The sequence below is a fragment of the Agreia sp. PsM10 genome, from assembly GCF_030433855.1.
GTDB lineage: Bacteria > Actinomycetota > Actinomycetes > Actinomycetales > Microbacteriaceae > Agreia.
In genome coordinates, this window is the sequence record NZ_JARUXC010000004.1 from 1 (window position 1) to 18,282 (window position 18,282).

An 18,282-nucleotide genomic window follows, 5' to 3' on the forward strand; every position below is an offset into this window, starting at 1 on the left:
TACCGAACGCCATACTTCTTCGTCGACATCAACACTCCGATCAATCAGAGCGTTGCAACGACCATATGACTCTGCCGTCGACGAAGCGGCCACTTTCCGCACCTCGGTGCGTCACGCGACCAGCGCATCAGCGTGAGAGCAGGGCCTCGAGGCCCCAGGCGGCGGCATCCAGCGAGCGGATCGCCGCGATCGTCGCGCCGATCGCGGGTACCCCGGCCGAGCCCTGCGCCGTGACGAGGTGCACCGTGCGGTAGTCGGCAGCCGCCGGCGGCCTGGTCGTGACCCCCGAGGGCAGGGGCGTGGCGGACAGGGCGAGCGACGGCAGCAGCGCCACGCCGAGGCCCGCCGCGACCATGGCCAGCACGGCCTGCACGTTGTCGGTCTCGTAGCCGAGCGCGGGGGTGAATCCGGATGCCTCGCACAGCTCGATCAGGTGCCCGCGGCACCGCGGGCAGCCGGCGATCCAGCCGGCGTCGGCGAGACCCGCCAGCTCGATCGCGCCGTCGCCGAGGCCCGGCGCATCCGGAACCACGAGCAGCATCTGCTCGCGCCAGAGCGGCACGGTGGCGAGGCCCGTGGCGCTCGCCCGGTGCGGATCGTCGGGGTCGCCCGGGTAGCTGAAGGTGAGGGCGATGTCGGCCGCGTGGTCGCGAACGGCCTGCACGGCCTCGGGCGGTTCGGCCTCGAGGTAGCTGAAGCGCACGCCCGGATGCCGGCGAGTGATGTCGCCGAGCAGCCTCGGCACGACGGTCGACGACGCCGACGGGAACGCCGCGATGCGCACCAGCCCGGAGCGCAGCCCCGAGAGCTCCGACAGCTCGTCTGCCGCCGAGTCGATGGCCCGCAGCACTGTGGCCGCGTGCCGCGCGAGCACCTCGCCGGCCTCGGTGAGCTCGACGCCGCGCGCGACCCGGGTGAGCACGGGCATGCCGAGCTTCTCCTCGAGCCGCCGGATGCTCTGACTGAGCGCGGGCTGGCTGTAGCCGAGCGAGGCCGCGGCCGCCGTGATCGAGCCCCTGTCGGCAACGGCCCTGATCACGCGCAGGGTCTGCGAGTCGAGATCGGCGGCCAGGCTCGATCGGGCGGGGGGAGTGAGGGTCATGCCACGATCATAACTTCGGCTTATGTCAGCGATGCTCAAGCTGCCGTTGTTGAATGGGTGGCAAGGGCTCACGCTGGATGCATGACCACACTCGCCGAGGCCCGTGCCCAGTTCGTCGGAGGCCGACGATACCTCGGCGCATGCTCGCTGGGCCTGGCGACGTCGTCGACGCTCGAGGCCATGCGCGCCGACCAGGCGGACTGGGCTGCCGGACGCTGTTCGCCGGCCAGATACGACGCCGTGATCGACCGCACCCGCGCATCCTTCGCCCGTCTCATGGGCGTCGACGCGGGTCGCGTGGCGATCGGGTCTCAGACCTCGGCGATGGTCAGCGTGCTGGCCGCCGCGGTGCCGGCCGGCCGCGAGGTTCTGTGCGTCGACGGGGATTTCAGCTCGATGGTGTTCCCGTTCGTGGTGGCCGAGAGCCGTGGCGTCGTGGTGCGGCATGTCGCGCTCGAGGCGCTCGCGGCATCCATCACCCCGGCCACGCACCTCGTGGCGTTCTCTCTCGTGCAGTCGTCGTCGGGCAGGGTCGCCGACGTCGATGCGATCGTGGCGGCGGCCCGTGCGAACGGTGCGTTCACCCTGTGCGACACCACGCAGGCGGCGGGTGCGATGCCCGTCGACGCCTCCCTCTTCGATGCCACGGTCTGCCACGCCTACAAGTGGCTGTGCGCCCCGCGCGGCGCGGCATTCATGACCCTCGCGGAGGGCTACCAGCAGACGCTCGCTCCACTTCAGGCGAACTGGTACGCCGGCGAAGACATCTGGGGATCGTGCTACGGCCCGAATATGAGCCTCGCCGCGGATGCTCGAAGCTTCGACGTGTCTCCGGCCTGGCCCGTGTGGGTGGGCGCCCAGCCCGCGATCGAGCTCTTCGCGTCGCTCGACCTCGCCGAGGTGCACGCGCACAATGTGGCGCTGGGCGACGCGCTCTGCGACGGGCTCGGCATTCCGCGGCGCGGTCAGGCGATCGTCACGTGGCCGGATGCCGATGGTCGGCACCTCGAGGCGCTGGTAGCCGCCGGCATCGTCGCGTCGGGCAGGGCCGGATGCGCCCGCGTGGCATTCCACCTGTGGAACGACGAGCGCGACGTGGCCGACGTGCTCGCGGCGCTCGCCCTCGCCGCCTGAGCCGGCCTGCCAGCCCGCTCCCTGAGCCGGCGTGCCCGCCCGCTCCCTGAGCCGGCGTGCCCGCCCGCTCCCTGAGCCTGTCGAAGGGCATCCATCCGTCAGCGGATGCAATGATGCCGGCCGATACGAGCATCGACTGACGGATGGATCGCGCTACCCGTCGACCCGTCGCCGAATGTGCACCACCGCGGCCCCGAGCGCCCACCCCAGCACGGTGCCCGTGGTGTTCGTGATGAGGTCGTTGATGTCGGATGTGCGACCGACCTGCACGACGAACTGGCTCAGCTCGATCGTGACCGAGAGCAGCAGTCCGATGAGCAGCGCGACGGGAAACCGGATGGCCGCCGCCGCGAGCAGCAGTCCGAGCGGTACGAAGACGCCCACGTTGAGCACGGCGTCGACCACGGCGCCCGGACCTTCGAAGCTCAGGGGAACGAGGTTGAGCAGCGACCCCCTGCCCGAGCTTGGGCGCAGAGTCATGAAGAGCAGTCCGGCGAGCCACGCGGCGAGGAAGACGACGATCGCGACGCGGTCGCCGCGGGGGCTGCGAGAGCTGCGAGAGCTGTCGCGGCCGCGAGAGCCTCGGCTCGGTCGGGAGCCGCGCACCGCGAAGACGATGCCCGCGACGCCGGTCACGGCGAGCAGCGCCGCGTAGGCGAGCTCGAAGGAGAATCCGCTCACGCCGTGATGCGCAGGCTCACACGCTTCTTCTGACCTTTTTTGCCGAGGCGTTCGATGAACATGAAGATGCGGTACTCGAGGCGGTACTTGGCGAGAAAGATGCGCTCCTGGCTCGCGCGGGCCTCGTCTGAGTCGACGATCTCTGCGCGAGCGCCCACGGTCGGGGCGTCGTCGGCCACCTTGCCCATGCGATCGCAGGGGCGCAGCTCGACGCGGTCGTCGTTGCGCAGCCGCTTCACCTTGCCCGTTCCATCGGGCGTCGTCACGATGAGGGCATCGCCGTCGCGGGCGATCCACACGGGAGTCGAGACTCCCTCTCCCGTCTTGCGAAATGTGGTGAGCGACACGAACCGTTCGTCGGCGATCGAGGCGAGCCCGGCATCCAGAGTCATGCCTGAACAGTAGCCGACTCGCGGGAACGGGCGGCCCTTCGACAGGCTCAGGGAACGGGCCGGCCCTTCGACAGGCTCAGGGAGCGGGGAGGGAGTCAGTCGATCAGATTCAAGGAGGCCAGGCGCGTGAGGGTCTCGCGGCCGGCCGGAGGGCAGCGGTCGGCGTCGAGGGTCGTCACCCAGTGCACGGCGTCGACCTCGGCGGATGCGACGGGCTCGTCGGGCGTGGACGCCTGGAACACGCGCATCTCGACCAGTCGGCCCTCGGGTTCGCCGTGCGCCTGCACGGTCACGGTGAAGAGTTCGGTCACGGAGGCGCGGTCGAGGTCGACCGAGATCTCTTCGCGAGCCTCCCGGATGGCTGCATCGAACGCGGTCTCGCCGGCGTCGATCTTGCCGCCGGGCATGTAGACGACGTCGCGCCCCCGTGCGGTGACCATGAGAACGCGGCGGTCGCGCACGAGTGCCACCGCGGCGACGAGGATCGTGGGCAGCTCAGCCATCGAGCGCGTTCCGGGCGTTCCACTCCACGTCGAGGATCGCGTAGACGGCGAGGTCTCCCCACTCTCCCTTGAAGATCTCGCTGTGCACGAAGTGCCCCTCGAGACGCATGCCGAGCCGGTAGCAGAGCGCGGCCGAGGCCGTGTTGCGGGGATCGAGCTCGGCGATGACGCGGTGCGAGTGGAGCTCGTCGAAGGCCAGCGTGAGAACTCGGGATGCGGCCTCCGCCGCGTAGCCCTTGCCCTGGTACTCCGGGTTCAGCACCCAGCCGATCGTGGCCTGTCTGTGCTCGACACTCGAGAGAACCAGAGTCATGTCTCCGATGATGCGCGGTCGCGACTCCGGGTCGCCCGGGGTCGCGGGCAGCTCGACGCCGAGCACGATCACGTCGCCGTCGGAGGCGAGCGTGGTGTTCAGCCGCCTCGCCAGGTGTTCGGCCACCTCGTCACGATTTCGCCGGGGCCACGGCAGGTACCGGATGACGTCGTCGCGCCCGGCGTAGGCGAAGACGTCGTCGAGGTCGTCGAGGGTGAGCGTGCGCAGCACGAGGCGTTCGGTGCGGATGGGGTCTGTCACACGCAGCAGGGCCTCGTCGCTCACTCAGCCTCCGTGGGTGCGGTGGGTGAGAGGAAGGGTGGAGGCGACGACGGCCTCGATGGCTCCGGATGCGCCGGACGCATCGGCGGGGGAGGCCTGCAGGCCGAAGAGTGCCTCGACGGCCGCGAACACGGTCTCGGTGCCGCCCGTGCGAGCCAGCTCGCGGGCCCGCACAGAGGGAGTGTGCAGAATCACGCCGACCAGGTGCCGCAGCGCGCGCTCGGTCTCGTCCGACGAGTCGCCGCGCGAACGCGCCCGCGCGATCTCCGCGTCGAGCAGATCGAAGAGGTGCGAACGCAGCGCGACGACGGCCGGGGTGACTTCGGCCTCGGCGCGGGATGCGCGGTACTCGGCCGCGGCCTCTCCCACGAGCGCACGTGCGTCTGACTCGGCGTTCAGCTCGTCGAGCGGCGCGTGCAGGCTGACGGTCTCGAGGTCGAGCAGCTCGGTGCCCGCGACCGCCGAGACGGCGGGGTCGACGTTGCGCGGCAGGCCGAGGTCGATGACCAGACGACGCTCGACGGCCCCGGGCAGCTCGCCGGCCGCGGCGAGCTGGGCCGCCGTGAGAACGACGGTGGGCGCGGTGCTGCAGGTGACGATCACATCGGATGCCGCGATCGCCGCGACCAGCTCGGCCTTCGCAACGGCCTGCAGCTCATGCGACGCGGCGAAGTTCGCGGCACGGCCCGACGGAGAGTAGACCCGCACGTTCGTGACGCCGCGATCGCGGAGGGCGGCGAGGCTGGCGCGGGCGTAGCGCCCGGTGCCCACGAGGAGGACGGTGGTGCCGGCCCAGTCGGTGACGCGGCTCTCGGCCAGGTCGAGGGCGAGGCGCACGAGGCTGCGGCCCGCGCCGCCCAGACCCGTCTTGGTCTTGACGCCCCGCGAGGTCTTCGACGCCCGCTGGAACAGACGCTCGAGGTCGCTCGAGGTGGTGTGCTCGACGCGGGCGGTGGTGAGGGCCCGGCGAACCTGGCCGGCGATCTCGTCTTCGCCGATGGCGACAGACTCGAGCCCGCTCGACACCGAGAAGAGGTGCTCGGCCACGGTGTCGCCGCAGAGAACGGTGAGGGTGCTGCGCACGTCTTCGACGTCCACGATGGATGCCTCGGCCAGCACCTCCATGGCCTGCTCGGCCGCGAGGGCTGCCGCTGCGGTGAGGGGCTCGTCGACATCGAGGTAGGCCTCGAAGCGGTTGCAGGTGGCGAGAACCACGGCGCCCTGTATGAAGTCGCTGTCGGTGACGAGCGATGTCGCGAGGGAGGGTGCGCCGATCGACAGCTTCTCGAGAAGATCGAAGCTGGCGTTGCGATGGTTCGCAGTCAGGCAGAGCAGCACCCGCCAAGTCTACGTCGTGTAGAAGACCGCTCAGGCAGCGCAGGTAAAATCGCCCGGTGACTTCGACAACCGCCGCACCCGCCCTGCCCGCCGAGCATCCCCTGGTCGACGGGCGCACGGCATCCAGCGCCCTCGTCACCACCTACAGGGGCCGGCGTGGCGACGTCACCCCCGTGTGGTTCATGCGCCAGGCCGGACGATCGCTTCCCGAGTACCGCGAGCTGCGCGTGGGAACGCAGATGCTCGACGCCTGCCTCGACCCCGAACTCTCGAGCGAGATCACGCTGCAGCCGGTGCGTCGCCACGGTGTCGATGCGGGCATCTTCTTCAGCGACATCGTCATCCCCCTCAAGCTGGCCGGCGTCGACGTCGACATCGTTCCCGGCCGCGGTCCCGTGCTCGGCAAGCCGGTTCGCACCGCCGATGACGTGGCCGCGCTGCCGGCCCTCGACCAGGCCGCGCTCGCGCCGATCTCGGCCGGCGTCGCCCGCACGGTCGCCCAGCTCGGCGGCACCCCGCTCATCGGATTCGCCGGGGCCCCCTTCACGCTCGCCGCCTACCTCGTCGAGGGCGGTCCGTCGAAGGACCACCTGCGGGCGCGCACCCTGATGCACTCCGACCCGGATGCCTGGGCCGGCCTGCTCGACTGGGCCGCGACGGTCACGGGCCAGTTCCTGCGGGCCCAGGTTCTCGCGGGGGCCTCGGCGGCGCAGCTGTTCGACTCGTGGGTGGGATCGCTGTCGCTCGCCGACTACACCGCACACGTGCAGCGGCACTCCGCTAAGGCGCTGTCGGCAGTCGCCGACCTCGGAGTGCCCACGGTGCACTTCGGTGTGGGCAGCGGCGAGGTGCTCTCGGCCATGCACGACATCGGGGCCGACGTCATGGGCGTCGACTGGCGCATCCCGCTCGCCGAGGCCAGCCGTCGCCTCGGCGGCGGCGTTCCCCTGCAGGGCAACATCGACCCCGCCCTGCTGTCGGCGCCCTGGCCGGTGCTCGAGAAGCACGTGCTTGGCGTTCTCGAGAGCGGAAAGGCAGCCCCGGCCCACGTTCTCAACCTCGGTCATGGCGTTCCACCCGAGACAGACCCCGCCGTGCTCACCCGCATCGTCGAACTCGTGCACTCTCGATGAGCACCTCGGCTGCGACTTCGGTACTAAGTCAGCACGAATCGCTCAACACGCCGGCTGACGGCGCGAATGAGCGGCGTGGCGACACGAACGTGCTGACCTGGAGCTTCGAGTGACCGAGATAGATCCGGTCGACACCGATGTCGTGGTGATCGGAGCGGGCGTCGCGGGGCTCGTCGCGGCCCGGGAGTGCGCTCGCAAGGGCCTGCGCGTCACCGTGCTCGACGCGGCCGAGACCCCGGGGGGATTCGTCGCCACGCACACGGTCGACGGCATCCGGCTCGACAGCGGGGCGGAGAGCTTCGCGACCCGCGGCGGCGAGAAGGGCAAGCCGGGCCCCGTCGCATCGCTGATCGCCGACCTCGGCCTGGGCGACGCCATCGTCACCCCGAACCCCCGTGGCGCCTGGGTGCAGCTTCCCGACGGAGCCGCGCCGCTGCCGAAGCTCAGCCTGCTCGGAATTCCTGGCGCCCCGCTCGCCGACGACGTGCGCCGCATTCTCGGGTGGAGGGGCTCGCTGCGGGCCCAGCTCGACCGCTACATCCCCCTGCTGCGCGTGCGCCCCGAGACCGACCTCGGCGGTATCGTGCGCCGACGCATGGGCCAGGCCGTTCTCGATCGTCTCGTCACACCCATCGTCGGGGGAGTCCATTCGGCCTCGCCGACCGTCATCGACGTGCACGCCGTCGCCCCCGGCCTCACGAAGGCCATGACCAATCAGGGCTCACTGTCGGGCGCCGTGCTGGCGCTCCTCGAGGAGCGCGGGTCGAAGGTGGCCGCAGGCTCGGCCGTCGGCGGCATCGACGGCGGCATGTTCCGGCTGGTCGAGGCGCTCGTCGCGGACTGCGAGAAGTTCGGCGTCGAGTTCCGCATGTCGACGGCGGTGCAGAGCACGGGACCTTTCCCGCTCCCTGAGCCTGTCGAAGGGAACCGCCCTTCGACGAGCTCAGGGAACGGCAGCCGCTGGGTCACGACCGCGGCCGTCGACGACGAGCCCGTGCAGATCACGTCGCAGGCCGTCGTCGTGGCCACGTCGTTCCGCACGGGACTCGCGCTGCTCGGCGGCCTCGGCCTCGACACCGGCGCTCCGGAGTCGTGGCCGGAGCCCGCGTCGGTCGAGCTCGCCACCCTCGTCGTCGACGACTCCCGGCTCGACGCGGCCCCGCGCGGAACCGGCGTGCTCGTCGCGACCGGTGTTCCGGGCATCCAGGCCAAGGCGCTGACCCACGCGACCGCCAAATGGAACTGGCTGGCAGAGGCCGCCGGCCCCGGGCGCCACGTGCTGCGCCTCTCCTACGACCGCGACGTCGTCGCGCAGTCGCCGACCCGGGCCCAGGCGCTGGCCGACGCCGGCGCTCTGCTCGGGCTCGCCCTCGAGGAGAGTTCGGTGCGCGGGTTCGACGTCACCCGCTGGAACGACTCCCTGGCCTTCGCCACCGTCGGCCACCGCGCCCGGGTCGAGGCCGTGCGCGCGCAGGTTGATGCCGTTCCCGGCCTGCTGGTCGTCGGGGCCTGGATGGCGGGCACCGGGCTGGCCGCGACAATCGCGCAGTCGCGGCCCGCCGCATCCGATTTCGCTTTCGAGCTGCGCACGGGCGCGCGCTGACTGAACTGCCGAAAGCGATGGGGCGAGCAGACAAGATCTCTGATGCGCAGATCTATGCCGAGTTGTTCAAGCGCGAGGGAATCTGGCGTCTGGCCCGTGGCACGGAGTCTCCGCTCGACTACTACGTTCACGATCTGCGACCGTCGAACGGGGAGATCGACCTGGCGATCGAGCAGAGGGACGGCAAGAGGGCTCGCCTGGTCGTCGCCCTACCATCATCGGAGAGGCCTCAGTATTGGCTCTGGAGGATCCCGGAAGACGCGAATGACTGGGTAGGGCAGTTCCTCATCACGTGCTTGGATGAGGAGGTCTACACGGGCGGGCTCGGCCAGAGCCGGGCCAGGACACAGCGCGACGGCGAGAGCTACGTATCCATCGTGAACTACGGCTGGCAAGTGTCGGATGCGGAGAGACACAGGCATCTCAGTTTGTCTGCCGGCCCCCTCGGCTGGTACGACGGAGGCATGGTCTGAAATTCATCCCTCGGTTGCCGCAGGTGACGCGCCCGCGTGACGGGCCTCTAACACACTGCGGCCCGCGAAATCAGCCCGCTCGACGTTCAAGCCGCAAGGTCTACGCTTATAGCTCACGCCAACTCTTGAATGGATCGGAGTCGTTATGCGCGGCAAATTGATTTTGGTGGTCGGTCTGGCCACAGGCTACGTTCTCGGCTCGCGTGCCGGTCGGCCGCGGTACGAGCAGATCAAGGCGGGTGCGGACAAGGTCTGGAACCTCGCTCCCGTTCAGCAGGTGGCCGGAGCCGTCAGGGAGTTCGCCGGCCAGCGCGTCGACACGGTGCAGCTCAAGGCGGGCAACGCCACGAAGAAGGCCGTGCGCTCGCTGCTGCACCTCGACGACACCCCCGCGAAGTCGGCGGGCCCGGCGAAGAAGAAGTCGACCTCTGGTGCGAAGTCCTCGGCCGGCACGTCGTCGAGCACGAAGATGACTCCGGCGACCCCGGCGCCCGCCACCGCGGCGACCGACACCGACGAGTAGGCCGGTTCCATGACGAACATTACCAACCCGGCTCGCAAGAAGTCGCTCGGAGAGCTTCTCGGCGAACTGCCCGGCCAGCTCGTGACGCTCGTCAAAGACGAGATCGAAGGCCTGAAGCGCGAGATCACCTCGAGGCTCGCGAAGCTCGGGGTCGGCGCGGCCCTCTTCGTCGTGGCGGCTCTGCTCGGCTTCTTCGCCCTCGCCGTGCTCATCGCTGCGGCAGTCCTCGGACTCGCCACGGTGTTCGCGCCGTGGCTCGCCGCCCTGATCGTCGCCGGCGCGCTTCTCGTCATCGTCGCGATCCTCGTGCTCGTCGGCGTGAGAAGCATCAAGAAGGGCATTCCGCCCGTTCCCGAGGAGTCGGTCGACTCTCTCAAGAAAGACGTCAACGCGATCAAGGGACTCGGCCGATGAGCACCGACAAGACGAGTATCGACAAGAAGGCCGCTCCTGTGGACGGCGCCGCCGTTCGTGCGACCACCCAGCTCGCGAAGACCGCTCTCCAGAGCGACGACAAGCCCGAGCCCCCCAAGCGCAGTTCGGCCGAACTCTCGGCAGACATCGTGAAGAACCGCGAGGCTCTCGCCGCCACGCTCGACGCCATCGAGTACAAGCTCAACGTGCCGAAGCAGGCCAAGCTCGCGGCCGCAGACATCTCCAACAAGATCCGCGTGCTGCGCGACGAGAACCCGGTGGCCCTGGCCGCGGGCGTCGGCGGACTCGCGGTCGCCGTGGGCGGGGCCGTGTTCCTCGCCGTGCGGCTCCTCGCCCGGCGCTGACGCGTCGAGCTCATCACGGGTGCTCTGCGCCCGTGCGAACAACCCGAACCAGATGAATGAGGATCATGACTGACCCGACAGTCGACCAGACCGCCACGCCAGCCGAGGAGGTCATCGGCTACACGTTGTGGGCGGTCCTTCGACGCAACCCGGAGCGCCCCACCGCGCTCGATGGACATGATGTGGCCAACGCCGTCGGCACGCTCGACGATGCCATCGCGATCGTCGAGGCCGAGGGCGTCGTCGTTCGCGGCATCTACGACGTTTCGGGCCTGCGGGCGGATGCCGACCTGATGTTCTGGCTGCACGGCGCCGTTCCCGAGACCCTCCAGTGGGCGCTTCGCGAGCTGCGGCGCACCGGCCTGCTCGAACCCCTCCTCCCCACGTGGAACGCCCTCGGTGTGCACCGTGACGCCGAGTTCTCGTCGAACCACCTGCCCGCGTTCATGCGCGGCAAGGAGCCGGCCGCCTGGCTCACCGTCTACCCGTTCGTGCGCAGCTACGAGTGGTACCTGCTGCCCGAGGAGGAGCGTCGCGCCATGCTCGGCGAGCACGGCCGCAAGGGCAGCCAGTTCCGCAGTGTTCTCGCCAACACGGTCGCCTCGTTCGCGCTCGGCGACTACGAGTGGATCCTCGCCCTCGAAGACGACGACCTGCTGAACCTGGTCGATCTCATGCGCGACCTGCGCCAGACGGATGCCCGTCGGCACGTGCGCGAGGAGGTTCCGTTCTTCACGGGTCGCCGCATCACCACCGCCGAACTCGTCGAGGTTCTCCAGTGAGCACCTTGGTCCGCAACGCGACGCCGGCAGCGGCCGACGGCCCCGAGCACGTCACCCAGCCCACACAGTACGACGCCATCCTGCTCGCCTCGTTCGGCGGTCCGGAGGGGCAGGACGACGTCATCCCCTTCCTGCGCAATGTCACGCGCGGCCGAGGAATCCCCGAGGAGCGCCTCGAAGAGGTGGCCCACCACTATCGTGCGTTCGACGGCATCAGCCCGATCAACGCGCAGAACCGCGCCCTGCAGATCGCGTTGCAGGCCGAGATCGATCGCCGCGGCATCGACCTTCCGGTCATCTGGGGCAACCGCAACTGGGACCCGTACCTCGCCGACGCGCTGCGCGAGGCATCCGCTGCGGGTCACCGCAAGCTGATCGCCATCGCGACCAGCGCCTACAGCTCGTACTCGAGCTGCCGGCAGTACCGCGAGGACTTCGCGATCGCGCTCGAGGAGACGGGCCTCGGCGACGAGCTCGAGATCGACAAGGTGCGCCAGTTCTTCGACCACCCCGGCTTCGTCGAACCGTTCATCGAGGGGGTGCGCGAGGCGTTCGTCTCGCTCGCGGCCGAGCAGCCCGATCTCGACCTCGAGACCGAGGTCGAGGTCCTGTTCTCGACGCACTCGATTCCGTCGACGGATGCCGCCCGCTCGGGCCCGGAGGCCCGTGGCTTCGGCGAGGGCGGCGCGTACAAGGCCCAGCACCTCGCGGTCGCCGAGGCCGTGATGCTCGCAGCAGAATCGAGCGCACCCTGGCAGCTCGTGTTCCAGTCGCGCAGCGGCCCGCCCTCGATGCCGTGGCTCGAGCCCGACATCAACGATGCGATCGCCGAATTGCCGGCCCGCGGCATCCGTGCCGTCATCATCGTGCCGCTCGGATTCGTCAGCGACCACATGGAGGTGAAGTGGGACCTCGACAACGAGGCGCTCGCTTCCGCCGCCGAAGCCGGCCTCGCGGCCGTGCGGGTGCCGACCCCCGGCATCCACCCCGCGTATGTCTCGGGCCTCGTCGATCTCGTTCTCGAGCGGGCGCAGGCGACCCCCGTCGACGAGCGTCCGGCGGTGACCGAACTCGGCCCCTGGTACGACGTGTGCCGACCGGGATGCTGCGAGAACGTACGCTTGGGGTTCAAGCCCGCGATCTCCGGACTCGCCCCCTGAGCGCATCTGGCTCATCGAGTACACCCGTTTCATTCTGAAAGCATTTCTGCTGTGACCCGAACTCTTCGCATCGCCACTCGTGGCAGCGCGCTCGCGCGCGCGCAGACGGGCATGGTCGCCGAGCAGATCACGGCGGCGACCGGCGTTCCGATCGAGCTCGTGATCATCAAGACCGAGGGTGACACCTCGCGCGAATCGCTGGCGTCGCTGGGCGGAACGGGTGTCTTCGCGAGCGCGTTGCGGGAGGCGCTGGTGCGCGGCGAGGTCGACCTGATCGTGCACTCGCTCAAAGATCTGCCCACCGCGACCTACCCCGGGCTCGTCATCGGCGGGGTTCCCGAGAGGGAGGATGCGCGCGACGTGCTGTGCACGGCGGGCGGCGTCTCGCTCGCCGATCTGCCCGAGGGTGCGCGTGTGGGAACGGGTTCTCCGCGTCGGCGAGCGCAATTGTTATCACTTCGTCCTGATCTGGAGGTCGTGGATATTCGAGGGAATGTCGACACACGACTACGATCGGTTGAACGGGGAGACCTTCACGGCGTCGTGTTGGCCGCGGCAGGGCTCGAACGACTGGGTCGGCTGGCGGAGGCGTCGGAGTTCTTTGATCTTGAGCTGTGGCCGACCGCACCCGGCCAAGGCGCTCTCGCCATCGAGGCGCGAGAAGGAGACGACATCACTGAGCTGTTGAGCATCGAACACGGTCAGACACGCACCGCCGTTCGAGCCGAACGATCCGTTCTCGCCACCCTCGAAGCCGGATGCGCCGCACCGATCGGCGCGCACGCCACGATCGACGGCGATCTTCTTGTTCTCACCGCCGTGGTCTACGACCCGTCGGGCGATGCCGAACTCGGATGCACGCGCCAGGCGACACTCACCGGCATCGACGACGATGTTCTCGCGGAGGCGCTCGGCGCAGCGGTCGCCGCGCAGCTGCTCGAAGACGGGGCCGCAGATCTTGCTCCCCTCGGAGGGGCCGCATGATGACACCCTGGAGCAATAGACCGCTCGGCGGCTGGCGCGTACTGGTTCCGCGAGGCGGCCCCTGGGGCCACGGCGTGGCATCCGATCTCCGCGCCGCCGGAGCGACGCCCGTCGTCGCCCCCATGATCAACTTCGCTCCCGCCGCCGACGACGAGGCCCTGAATGTTGCCCTCGCGTCGCTCGCCTCGGGCGCGTTCGACTGGCTGACGGTCACGAGCGCCACCACGGTCGACGTGCTCTCGGCGCACCAGGCCACGGTTCCCTCGTCGACGCACATCGCCGCCGTCGGAGAGACCACCGCCGCGGCGCTCACTGCGGCCGGCTACCAGGTCGATCTCGTTCCGCCGGAGGACAACTCGGCCAAGGGTCTCTTGCGCGAGCTCGCCCAGTTCGAGCAGTACGGCGCCGAGCTGCGCATCCTCACCCTGCGCAGCGACATCGCCAAGCCCGTGCTCACCGAGGGTCTCATCGCCCGCGGCCACACCGTCGAGTCGGTCGTCGCCTACCGCACCATCGGCGTTCCCGTCGACGAGGCGATCGTGCGCGACATCCAGGCCGGAGCGTTCAAGGCGGTTCTCGTCACGTCCGGAAGCGTCGCGGAGCAGATCCAGCTGCAGTTCGGTCCTCTGCCCGAGACCATGATCGTGGCCGCGATCGGCCCGCAGACGGCCCGCGACGCGGAGGCCTACGGAGTTCGCGTCGACCTCGTGGCCAAGGAGCGCAGCGCGATATCGCTGATCGACGCGATCGTCGACGTGGCCAAGGCCCAGAAGTCCGACGACTAGCAGCCCGCTACTGGCTCTCGGCCTCGAGCACCAGGTCGAGCAGGCCGCCTGCGGCCGTATCGAGACCACCCCACCCCGTTCAACAGGACATTCTCGAATCCGCACGGCGTTTCGTCGACAGAGCGACGGCGCGTCGCCAATCCATCCTGTTGAACGGCAAACGGGGAAACATCGGCGCCCGGGTTCAGTGTCCGTTTTCCTCGAGCACGAGATCGAGCAGGCCGGGGAACCGGCGATCGAGTTCGTCTCTGCGCAGCCAGTTGCGGTGCCGGGTCCCGTGAGCCTCCTGCCTGATGATGCCCGACTCGCGGAGCACGCGCCAGTGTCGGGTCAACGCGGACTTGGTGACGCCGAAGTCTCTGTTGCCGCATCCCGTTCCCGGCTCGGCCGCGATGAACCCGACGATTGCGCGCCGCGTCGGATCGGTCAGCGCCGACATGACCTCGAACAGGTCGATGTCCTTCTCGTCGGGGATCGTGAGTGGAGTCGCCAATCTGCTGGCCATCTTGCTCCTCTCGCTGGCTCGAACTCATCGCATATGTACGCGTGAACGTGTACATGATGTACCGTCTATGTACACGTAAAAGTGTACAAGAGTACAAGCACAGGGAGACAGATGACGACCATCGGTTTGATCGGAAGCGGAAATATCGGCAGCGGCCTCGCCCGCCTGGCCGTCGCGGCGGGCTACGACGTGATCGTGAGCAACAGCCGTGGCCCCGAGACGCTCGGCGACCTCGTCGCAGAGCTCGGTCCCCGGGCTCGAGCGGCCACATCCGCCCAGGCGGCCGCCGACTCCGACCTCGCCATCGTCACGATCCCCCTGAAGGCGTACCCGCACGTGCCGGTCGCCGAGCTTCGAGGCAAGACGGTGATCGACACGAACAACTACTATCCCGAGCGCGACGGCCACATCGCAGAACTCGATGACGAGAGCACGACCACGACCGAGCTCCTGCAGAGGCACGCGCCCGACTCCCGAGTCGTGAAGGCGTTCAACAGCATCTACTTCCCGCACCTCACCTCGCTCGCGCGACCGAGTGGGTCGGCGGACCGTTCGGTGCTCCCGATCGCCGGCGACGACCCTGTGGCCAAGCAGACGGTCGCGGAGTTCCTCGACCGCATCGGCTACGACACGCTCGATGCCGGCCCGCTGTCAGAGGGGTGGCGGTTCCAGCGGGACACCCCCGCATACACGCGCCCGTACTTCAGCGGAGAGGATCCGGACCTGGGGCGGCCTGTCTCCCGTGACGAACTCGCGACGAAGCTCGCCGAGGCTCGACGCTACCGCGACATGTGAAGAGACCGGCGCGGGTGTTCACGCCGAGCGCTGTGGTTCGACCACCGCGCCGCGCGTGAACACCCGCGTTCGCGTCAGTCGGCGTGGGCGGCTTCGGCGACCTTCGCCGTGTCGACGAACTGCTCGAACCGCACGATGAGTCCGCCGCGAACAATGAAGTGGTGGGCTACCCGCACATTGATCGCCTTGCCGGTCGCCTTGTTGGTGGCGGTGTAGCGGGCGAGCACCACGACGTTCTCGCCGTCGACCACGTAGCTGTCGTCGTGCGCGGTCCATGCTGCCCAGTCCCGACCGAGGATCTCCATTACACCGGATGTGACGCCCTCGGGTGTTCGGTAGGTTCCGGCCAGAGGGAACCCGGCCATCTCGGTCCATTCGACATCGGGTGCCAGGGTCGCCCGCAGCGCATCGAGATCGCCGGCCGCGGATGCCAGATACTGGCGGCGCACGACGTCGCGAGGCGTTGTCGAAACGCTGAAGTCCTCGAGTGTCAGCCCCATGTCATCTCACCCTTCGCAACCTTCGGTCCGAGCTGGGCCGCGATGAGCATCCCCGAGTTCGGGTATGCCTCGACCAGGGCCGCAGTCGCCGACGCACCGTCTTCGGAGCGCTCGAGCACCCTCTCGAACTCTTCGAGGTACGAGCGGGTGTAGTCGATGCCCGAAGCATCGTTGGGCGTGCCGGGAAGGCGGTGCCCCGCGACCACGAACTCGGGGCGGAGAGCCGACATCTGGTCGAGGAGAGTGATCCAGTCCGCACGCTGCTCGGGTCGGGCCGTGTCCGCGGTCCACACGTGCTCCTGCTGAAAGACGAGGACCCCGCCGATGATCGCCTTCGCGTCAGGGGCCCACAGGTAGTGGCGGTCGGGCAGAAGAGTGGATGCGCCGCGCAGCTCGAGCTTGTGGCCATCGACGTCGAGATGGTCGGCGCTCAGGGGGCGGATGTCGACGAGACGCGTGGGCAGGTTGGTTCCGAGGGCGGCCCACGCCTTCAGCTTGCCTTCGAAGGAGGCCCTGATGTGATCGATCACGATGGGCGTCGCGAGAATCTGCGCGTCGGGGAATGCGTCGGCGACGACTTCGAGCCCGAAGTAGAAGTCGGGGTCGGCGTGGCTGACGAATACGGTGGTCAGCGTCTTGCCGGAGTCGAGTACGGCCGCGACGAGTCGGTGGCCGTCGGCGAGGGTGAAGCCCGCGTCGACGAGAAGCGCCTCCGTCTCGCCGGTGACGAGCGTCGCCGACTTGTTGGGGGAGCCGGCGGGGAAGTCGAGGTCGAAGACCTCAAAGGAGAGTGACATGGTGATGGTGGTTCCTTGTCTCTGGGCGCTCGGGGTGGCCGAGGCGGCAGCGCGGTGCTGCCATCGAGTGGAACAATAGCTGACTAGTCAGCTATTCCCATCATGAGGAAAGTGATCGCGACTCGGATCAGGGCATCACCGGAAGCTCGGCCGCCGCATTCTTGCTGAGCGTGCGGATGGCCTCGGCGAAGCTGCGCGCCTGGTCGGCGGGAAGGACGTCGACGAGGTAGCGCTCGATGTTGCGAACGTGGAGTTCGCTGGCCTCGAGGAGCCTCTGCTCGCCCAGGTCTGTGAGCTCCACGAGCTGCACGCGGCCGTCGGTCTGCGAGGGACGTCGTCGGATGAGGCCGAGTTCGACCGCGCGGTTCACGAGTCGGGTCGCCCCGCCCGACGTCACCACCCTCGACTGTGCGACATCCCGCACGGGAACCCCGTCGCCCCCGGCCCGCCCTACGACCAGAAGAAGCTCGTAGATGGAATGGGTGAGGCCGGTGGACTCTTCGAGCGCGTGCCCCAGAATGTACTCGAGTCGATTCGCTGCACCGAGGAGGCGCCCGAAGACCAGGATCCTCGGATCGTCGGCCGCCTGTTTCGCCGTGGTGAAAATCATCGTTCGCTCACGAGTCCACCTTAGGTCGGGGCATCCCCCGGCTCCCGCCCAGTTCACACGATTAGGCTGGAACCCATGACTTCCGGCTTTCCTGTCGTGCGCGCGCGCCGTCTTCGCGCCACTCCCGCCCTTCGACGACAGGTGGCCGAGACCCGGCTCCACCCCGCCGATCTCGTCCTCCCCCTCTTCGTGCGCGAGGGCGACGAGCCCCGCCCCCTGGGCTCCATGCCCGGAGTCGTGCAGCACACACTCGACTCGGTCAGAGGCGTCGTCGCCGAGGCCGCCGCCGCGGGAATCGGGGGAGTCATGCTCTTCGGCGTCCCCGAGCACCGTGACGCCACCGGCACCGGCGCGACCGATCCCGACGGCATCCTGAACCAGGCCACCCGCGTGATCGCATCCGAGGTCGGCGACGAGCTGGTCGTGCAGACCGACCTGTGCCTCGACGAGTTCACCGATCACGGCCACTGCGGGGTTCTGGATGCCGACGGCCGGGTCGACAACGACGCCACGCTCCTGCGATACCGCGACATGGCGCTGGCGCAGGCCGATGCGGGCTCCGCGCTGCTCGGCCTCTCGGGCATGATGGACGGCCAGGTCGCCGCCGTGCGCGATGCCCTCGACACCGCCGGCCGCAGCGACGTGGCCGTGCTCGCCTACTCCGCGAAGTATGCGAGCGCCTACTACGGACCGTTCCGCGAGGCCGTCGAGTCGACGCTCACGGGCAACCGGCGTAGCTACCAGCTCGATCCGGCCAACCGCCGCGAGGGCCTGCGCGAGGCGCAGCTCGACGTGGAGGAGGGCGCCGACATCGTGATGGTGAAGCCCGCCGGCAGCTACCTCGACGTGCTCGCCGACGTCTCGGCCTGGTCGCCGGTTCCCGTGTGGGCCTACCAGGTCTCGGGCGAGTACGCCATGATCGAGGCCGCCGCGGCCAACGGCTGGATCGACCGCGACCGGGCGATCCTCGAGTCGGTCCTCAGCATCAAGAGGGCCGGAGCCGATACCGTTCTCACCTACTGGGCGACCGAGCTCGCCACCACCCTGTCCTGATTTCCCCGTTCCCTGAGCAAGGCGTAAGGGAACTCGACGCAACTTTCCCCGTTCC

23 protein-coding genes are annotated in these 18,282 nt (G+C 69.0%); 13 read left to right on the forward strand and 10 right to left on the reverse strand.

Annotated features, from left to right (window positions below):
* Positions 1-127 precede the first annotated feature (127 nt).
* Entirely contained in the window at positions 128-1,102 is a 975-nt protein-coding gene (locus tag QCD70_RS06010) for a LysR family transcriptional regulator (RefSeq protein ID WP_301214242.1), read from the reverse strand.
* 81 nt (positions 1,103-1,183) lie between these two features.
* Here QCD70_RS06010 and QCD70_RS06015 point away from each other — a divergent pair, with 81 nt between their 5' ends.
* Positions 1,184-2,236 (forward strand): aminotransferase class V-fold PLP-dependent enzyme, encoded by a 1,053-nt coding sequence (locus QCD70_RS06015; RefSeq protein ID WP_301214243.1) that lies wholly within the window; start codon positions 1,184-1,186, stop codon positions 2,234-2,236.
* Positions 2,237-2,389: 153 nt separating this feature from the next.
* Here QCD70_RS06015 and QCD70_RS06020 read toward each other — a convergent pair whose 3' ends face one another.
* The 5 genes from QCD70_RS06020 to QCD70_RS06040 all read right to left on the reverse strand — a co-directional run bounded on the left by QCD70_RS06020 (position 2,390) and on the right by QCD70_RS06040 (position 5,745).
* Positions 2,390-2,917 carry a VanZ family protein gene (locus QCD70_RS06020; RefSeq protein WP_301214244.1) on the reverse strand — a complete coding sequence of 176 codons (528 nt, stop codon included), beginning with the start codon at positions 2,915-2,917 and terminating at the stop codon, positions 2,390-2,392.
* Positions 2,914-3,309: a PPOX class F420-dependent oxidoreductase gene (locus QCD70_RS06025; RefSeq protein ID WP_301214245.1), complete on the reverse strand. Its 396-nt coding sequence runs from the start codon at positions 3,307-3,309 to the stop codon at positions 2,914-2,916. Before QCD70_RS06025 ends, QCD70_RS06020 begins: the two co-directional genes overlap by 4 nt.
* Positions 3,310-3,404: 95 nt before the next feature.
* Positions 3,405-3,812 carry an NUDIX hydrolase gene (locus tag QCD70_RS06030; protein WP_301214246.1) on the reverse strand — a complete coding sequence of 136 codons (408 nt, stop codon included), beginning with the start codon at positions 3,810-3,812 and terminating at the stop codon, positions 3,405-3,407.
* Positions 3,805-4,410: a GNAT family N-acetyltransferase gene (locus QCD70_RS06035; RefSeq protein WP_301214247.1), complete on the reverse strand. Its 606-nt coding sequence runs from the start codon at positions 4,408-4,410 to the stop codon at positions 3,805-3,807. The genes QCD70_RS06030 and QCD70_RS06035 overlap by 8 nt, the downstream gene beginning before the upstream one ends.
* Positions 4,411-5,745: a glutamyl-tRNA reductase gene (locus tag QCD70_RS06040; RefSeq protein ID WP_301214248.1), complete on the reverse strand. Its 1,335-nt coding sequence runs from the start codon at positions 5,743-5,745 to the stop codon at positions 4,411-4,413.
* A 56-nt stretch (positions 5,746-5,801) separates the two neighbouring features.
* On the opposite strand from QCD70_RS06040, the gene hemE reads away from it, so the two are divergent.
* The 10 genes from hemE (at position 5,802) to QCD70_RS06090 (ending at position 13,967) form a co-directional block, all read left to right on the forward strand.
* The gene (hemE, locus tag QCD70_RS06045; RefSeq protein WP_301214249.1) at positions 5,802-6,878 is read left to right on the forward strand and encodes a uroporphyrinogen decarboxylase; all 1,077 of its coding nucleotides are present in this window, start codon (positions 5,802-5,804) and stop codon (positions 6,876-6,878) included.
* A gap of 109 nt (positions 6,879-6,987) precedes the next feature.
* The gene (locus tag QCD70_RS06050) at positions 6,988-8,481 is read left to right on the forward strand and encodes a protoporphyrinogen/coproporphyrinogen oxidase (RefSeq protein ID WP_301214250.1); all 1,494 of its coding nucleotides are present in this window, start codon (positions 6,988-6,990) and stop codon (positions 8,479-8,481) included.
* A gap of 17 nt (positions 8,482-8,498) precedes the next feature.
* Complete coding sequence (locus tag QCD70_RS06055) at positions 8,499-8,954, forward strand: hypothetical protein (protein ID WP_301214251.1); 456 nt, start codon at positions 8,499-8,501, stop codon at positions 8,952-8,954.
* Positions 8,955-9,099: 145 nt separating this feature from the next.
* The gene (locus QCD70_RS06060) at positions 9,100-9,477 is read left to right on the forward strand and encodes a YtxH domain-containing protein (protein WP_301214252.1); all 378 of its coding nucleotides are present in this window, start codon (positions 9,100-9,102) and stop codon (positions 9,475-9,477) included.
* Between the two features lie 9 nt (positions 9,478-9,486).
* A complete protein-coding gene (locus QCD70_RS06065) occupies positions 9,487-9,891 on the forward strand; it encodes a phage holin family protein (RefSeq protein WP_301214253.1) in 405 nt (134 codons plus the stop codon).
* On the forward strand, positions 9,888-10,256 hold the full coding sequence (locus QCD70_RS06070) for a DUF3618 domain-containing protein (RefSeq protein WP_301214254.1): 369 nt from the start codon (positions 9,888-9,890) through the stop codon (positions 10,254-10,256). Before QCD70_RS06065 ends, QCD70_RS06070 begins: the two co-directional genes overlap by 4 nt.
* Before the next feature lie 65 nt (positions 10,257-10,321).
* The gene (gene hemQ / locus QCD70_RS06075) at positions 10,322-11,038 is read left to right on the forward strand and encodes a hydrogen peroxide-dependent heme synthase (RefSeq protein ID WP_301214255.1); all 717 of its coding nucleotides are present in this window, start codon (positions 10,322-10,324) and stop codon (positions 11,036-11,038) included.
* The gene (locus QCD70_RS06080) at positions 11,035-12,198 is read left to right on the forward strand and encodes a ferrochelatase (protein ID WP_301214256.1); all 1,164 of its coding nucleotides are present in this window, start codon (positions 11,035-11,037) and stop codon (positions 12,196-12,198) included. The genes hemQ and QCD70_RS06080 overlap by 4 nt, the downstream gene beginning before the upstream one ends.
* A 51-nt stretch (positions 12,199-12,249) precedes the next feature.
* Positions 12,250-13,182, forward strand: a complete 933-nt coding sequence (gene hemC, locus QCD70_RS06085; RefSeq protein ID WP_301214257.1) for a hydroxymethylbilane synthase — start codon at positions 12,250-12,252, stop codon at positions 13,180-13,182.
* On the forward strand, positions 13,182-13,967 hold the full coding sequence (locus tag QCD70_RS06090; RefSeq protein WP_441004924.1) for a uroporphyrinogen-III synthase: 786 nt from the start codon (positions 13,182-13,184) through the stop codon (positions 13,965-13,967). The genes hemC and QCD70_RS06090 overlap by 1 nt, the downstream gene beginning before the upstream one ends.
* A 184-nt stretch (positions 13,968-14,151) precedes the next feature.
* Here the strand turns inward: QCD70_RS06090 and QCD70_RS06095 are convergent, their stop codons facing one another.
* On the reverse strand, positions 14,152-14,472 hold the full coding sequence (locus QCD70_RS06095; protein ID WP_301214259.1) for an ArsR/SmtB family transcription factor: 321 nt from the start codon (positions 14,470-14,472) through the stop codon (positions 14,152-14,154).
* Between the two features lie 111 nt (positions 14,473-14,583).
* Here QCD70_RS06095 and QCD70_RS06100 point away from each other — a divergent pair, with 111 nt between their 5' ends.
* Entirely contained in the window at positions 14,584-15,267 is a 684-nt protein-coding gene (locus tag QCD70_RS06100) for an NADPH-dependent F420 reductase (protein ID WP_301214260.1), read from the forward strand.
* A 74-nt stretch (positions 15,268-15,341) separates the two neighbouring features.
* Here the strand turns inward: QCD70_RS06100 and QCD70_RS06105 are convergent, their stop codons facing one another.
* The 3 genes from QCD70_RS06105 to QCD70_RS06115 form a co-directional block, all read right to left on the reverse strand.
* Positions 15,342-15,767, reverse strand: coding sequence for a nuclear transport factor 2 family protein (locus QCD70_RS06105; RefSeq protein WP_301214261.1), 426 nt, complete (start codon positions 15,765-15,767; stop codon positions 15,342-15,344).
* Positions 15,758-16,564, reverse strand: coding sequence for an MBL fold metallo-hydrolase (locus tag QCD70_RS06110; RefSeq protein ID WP_301214262.1), 807 nt, complete (start codon positions 16,562-16,564; stop codon positions 15,758-15,760). The genes QCD70_RS06105 and QCD70_RS06110 overlap by 10 nt, the downstream gene beginning before the upstream one ends.
* 127 nt (positions 16,565-16,691) lie before the next feature.
* Positions 16,692-17,174: a MarR family winged helix-turn-helix transcriptional regulator gene (locus QCD70_RS06115; RefSeq protein WP_301214263.1), complete on the reverse strand. Its 483-nt coding sequence runs from the start codon at positions 17,172-17,174 to the stop codon at positions 16,692-16,694.
* A gap of 75 nt (positions 17,175-17,249) precedes the next feature.
* Here QCD70_RS06115 and hemB point away from each other — a divergent pair, with 75 nt between their 5' ends.
* Positions 17,250-18,227: a porphobilinogen synthase gene (gene hemB / locus QCD70_RS06120; protein WP_301214264.1), complete on the forward strand. Its 978-nt coding sequence runs from the start codon at positions 17,250-17,252 to the stop codon at positions 18,225-18,227.
* The last annotated feature ends 55 nt before the right edge of the window (positions 18,228-18,282 follow it).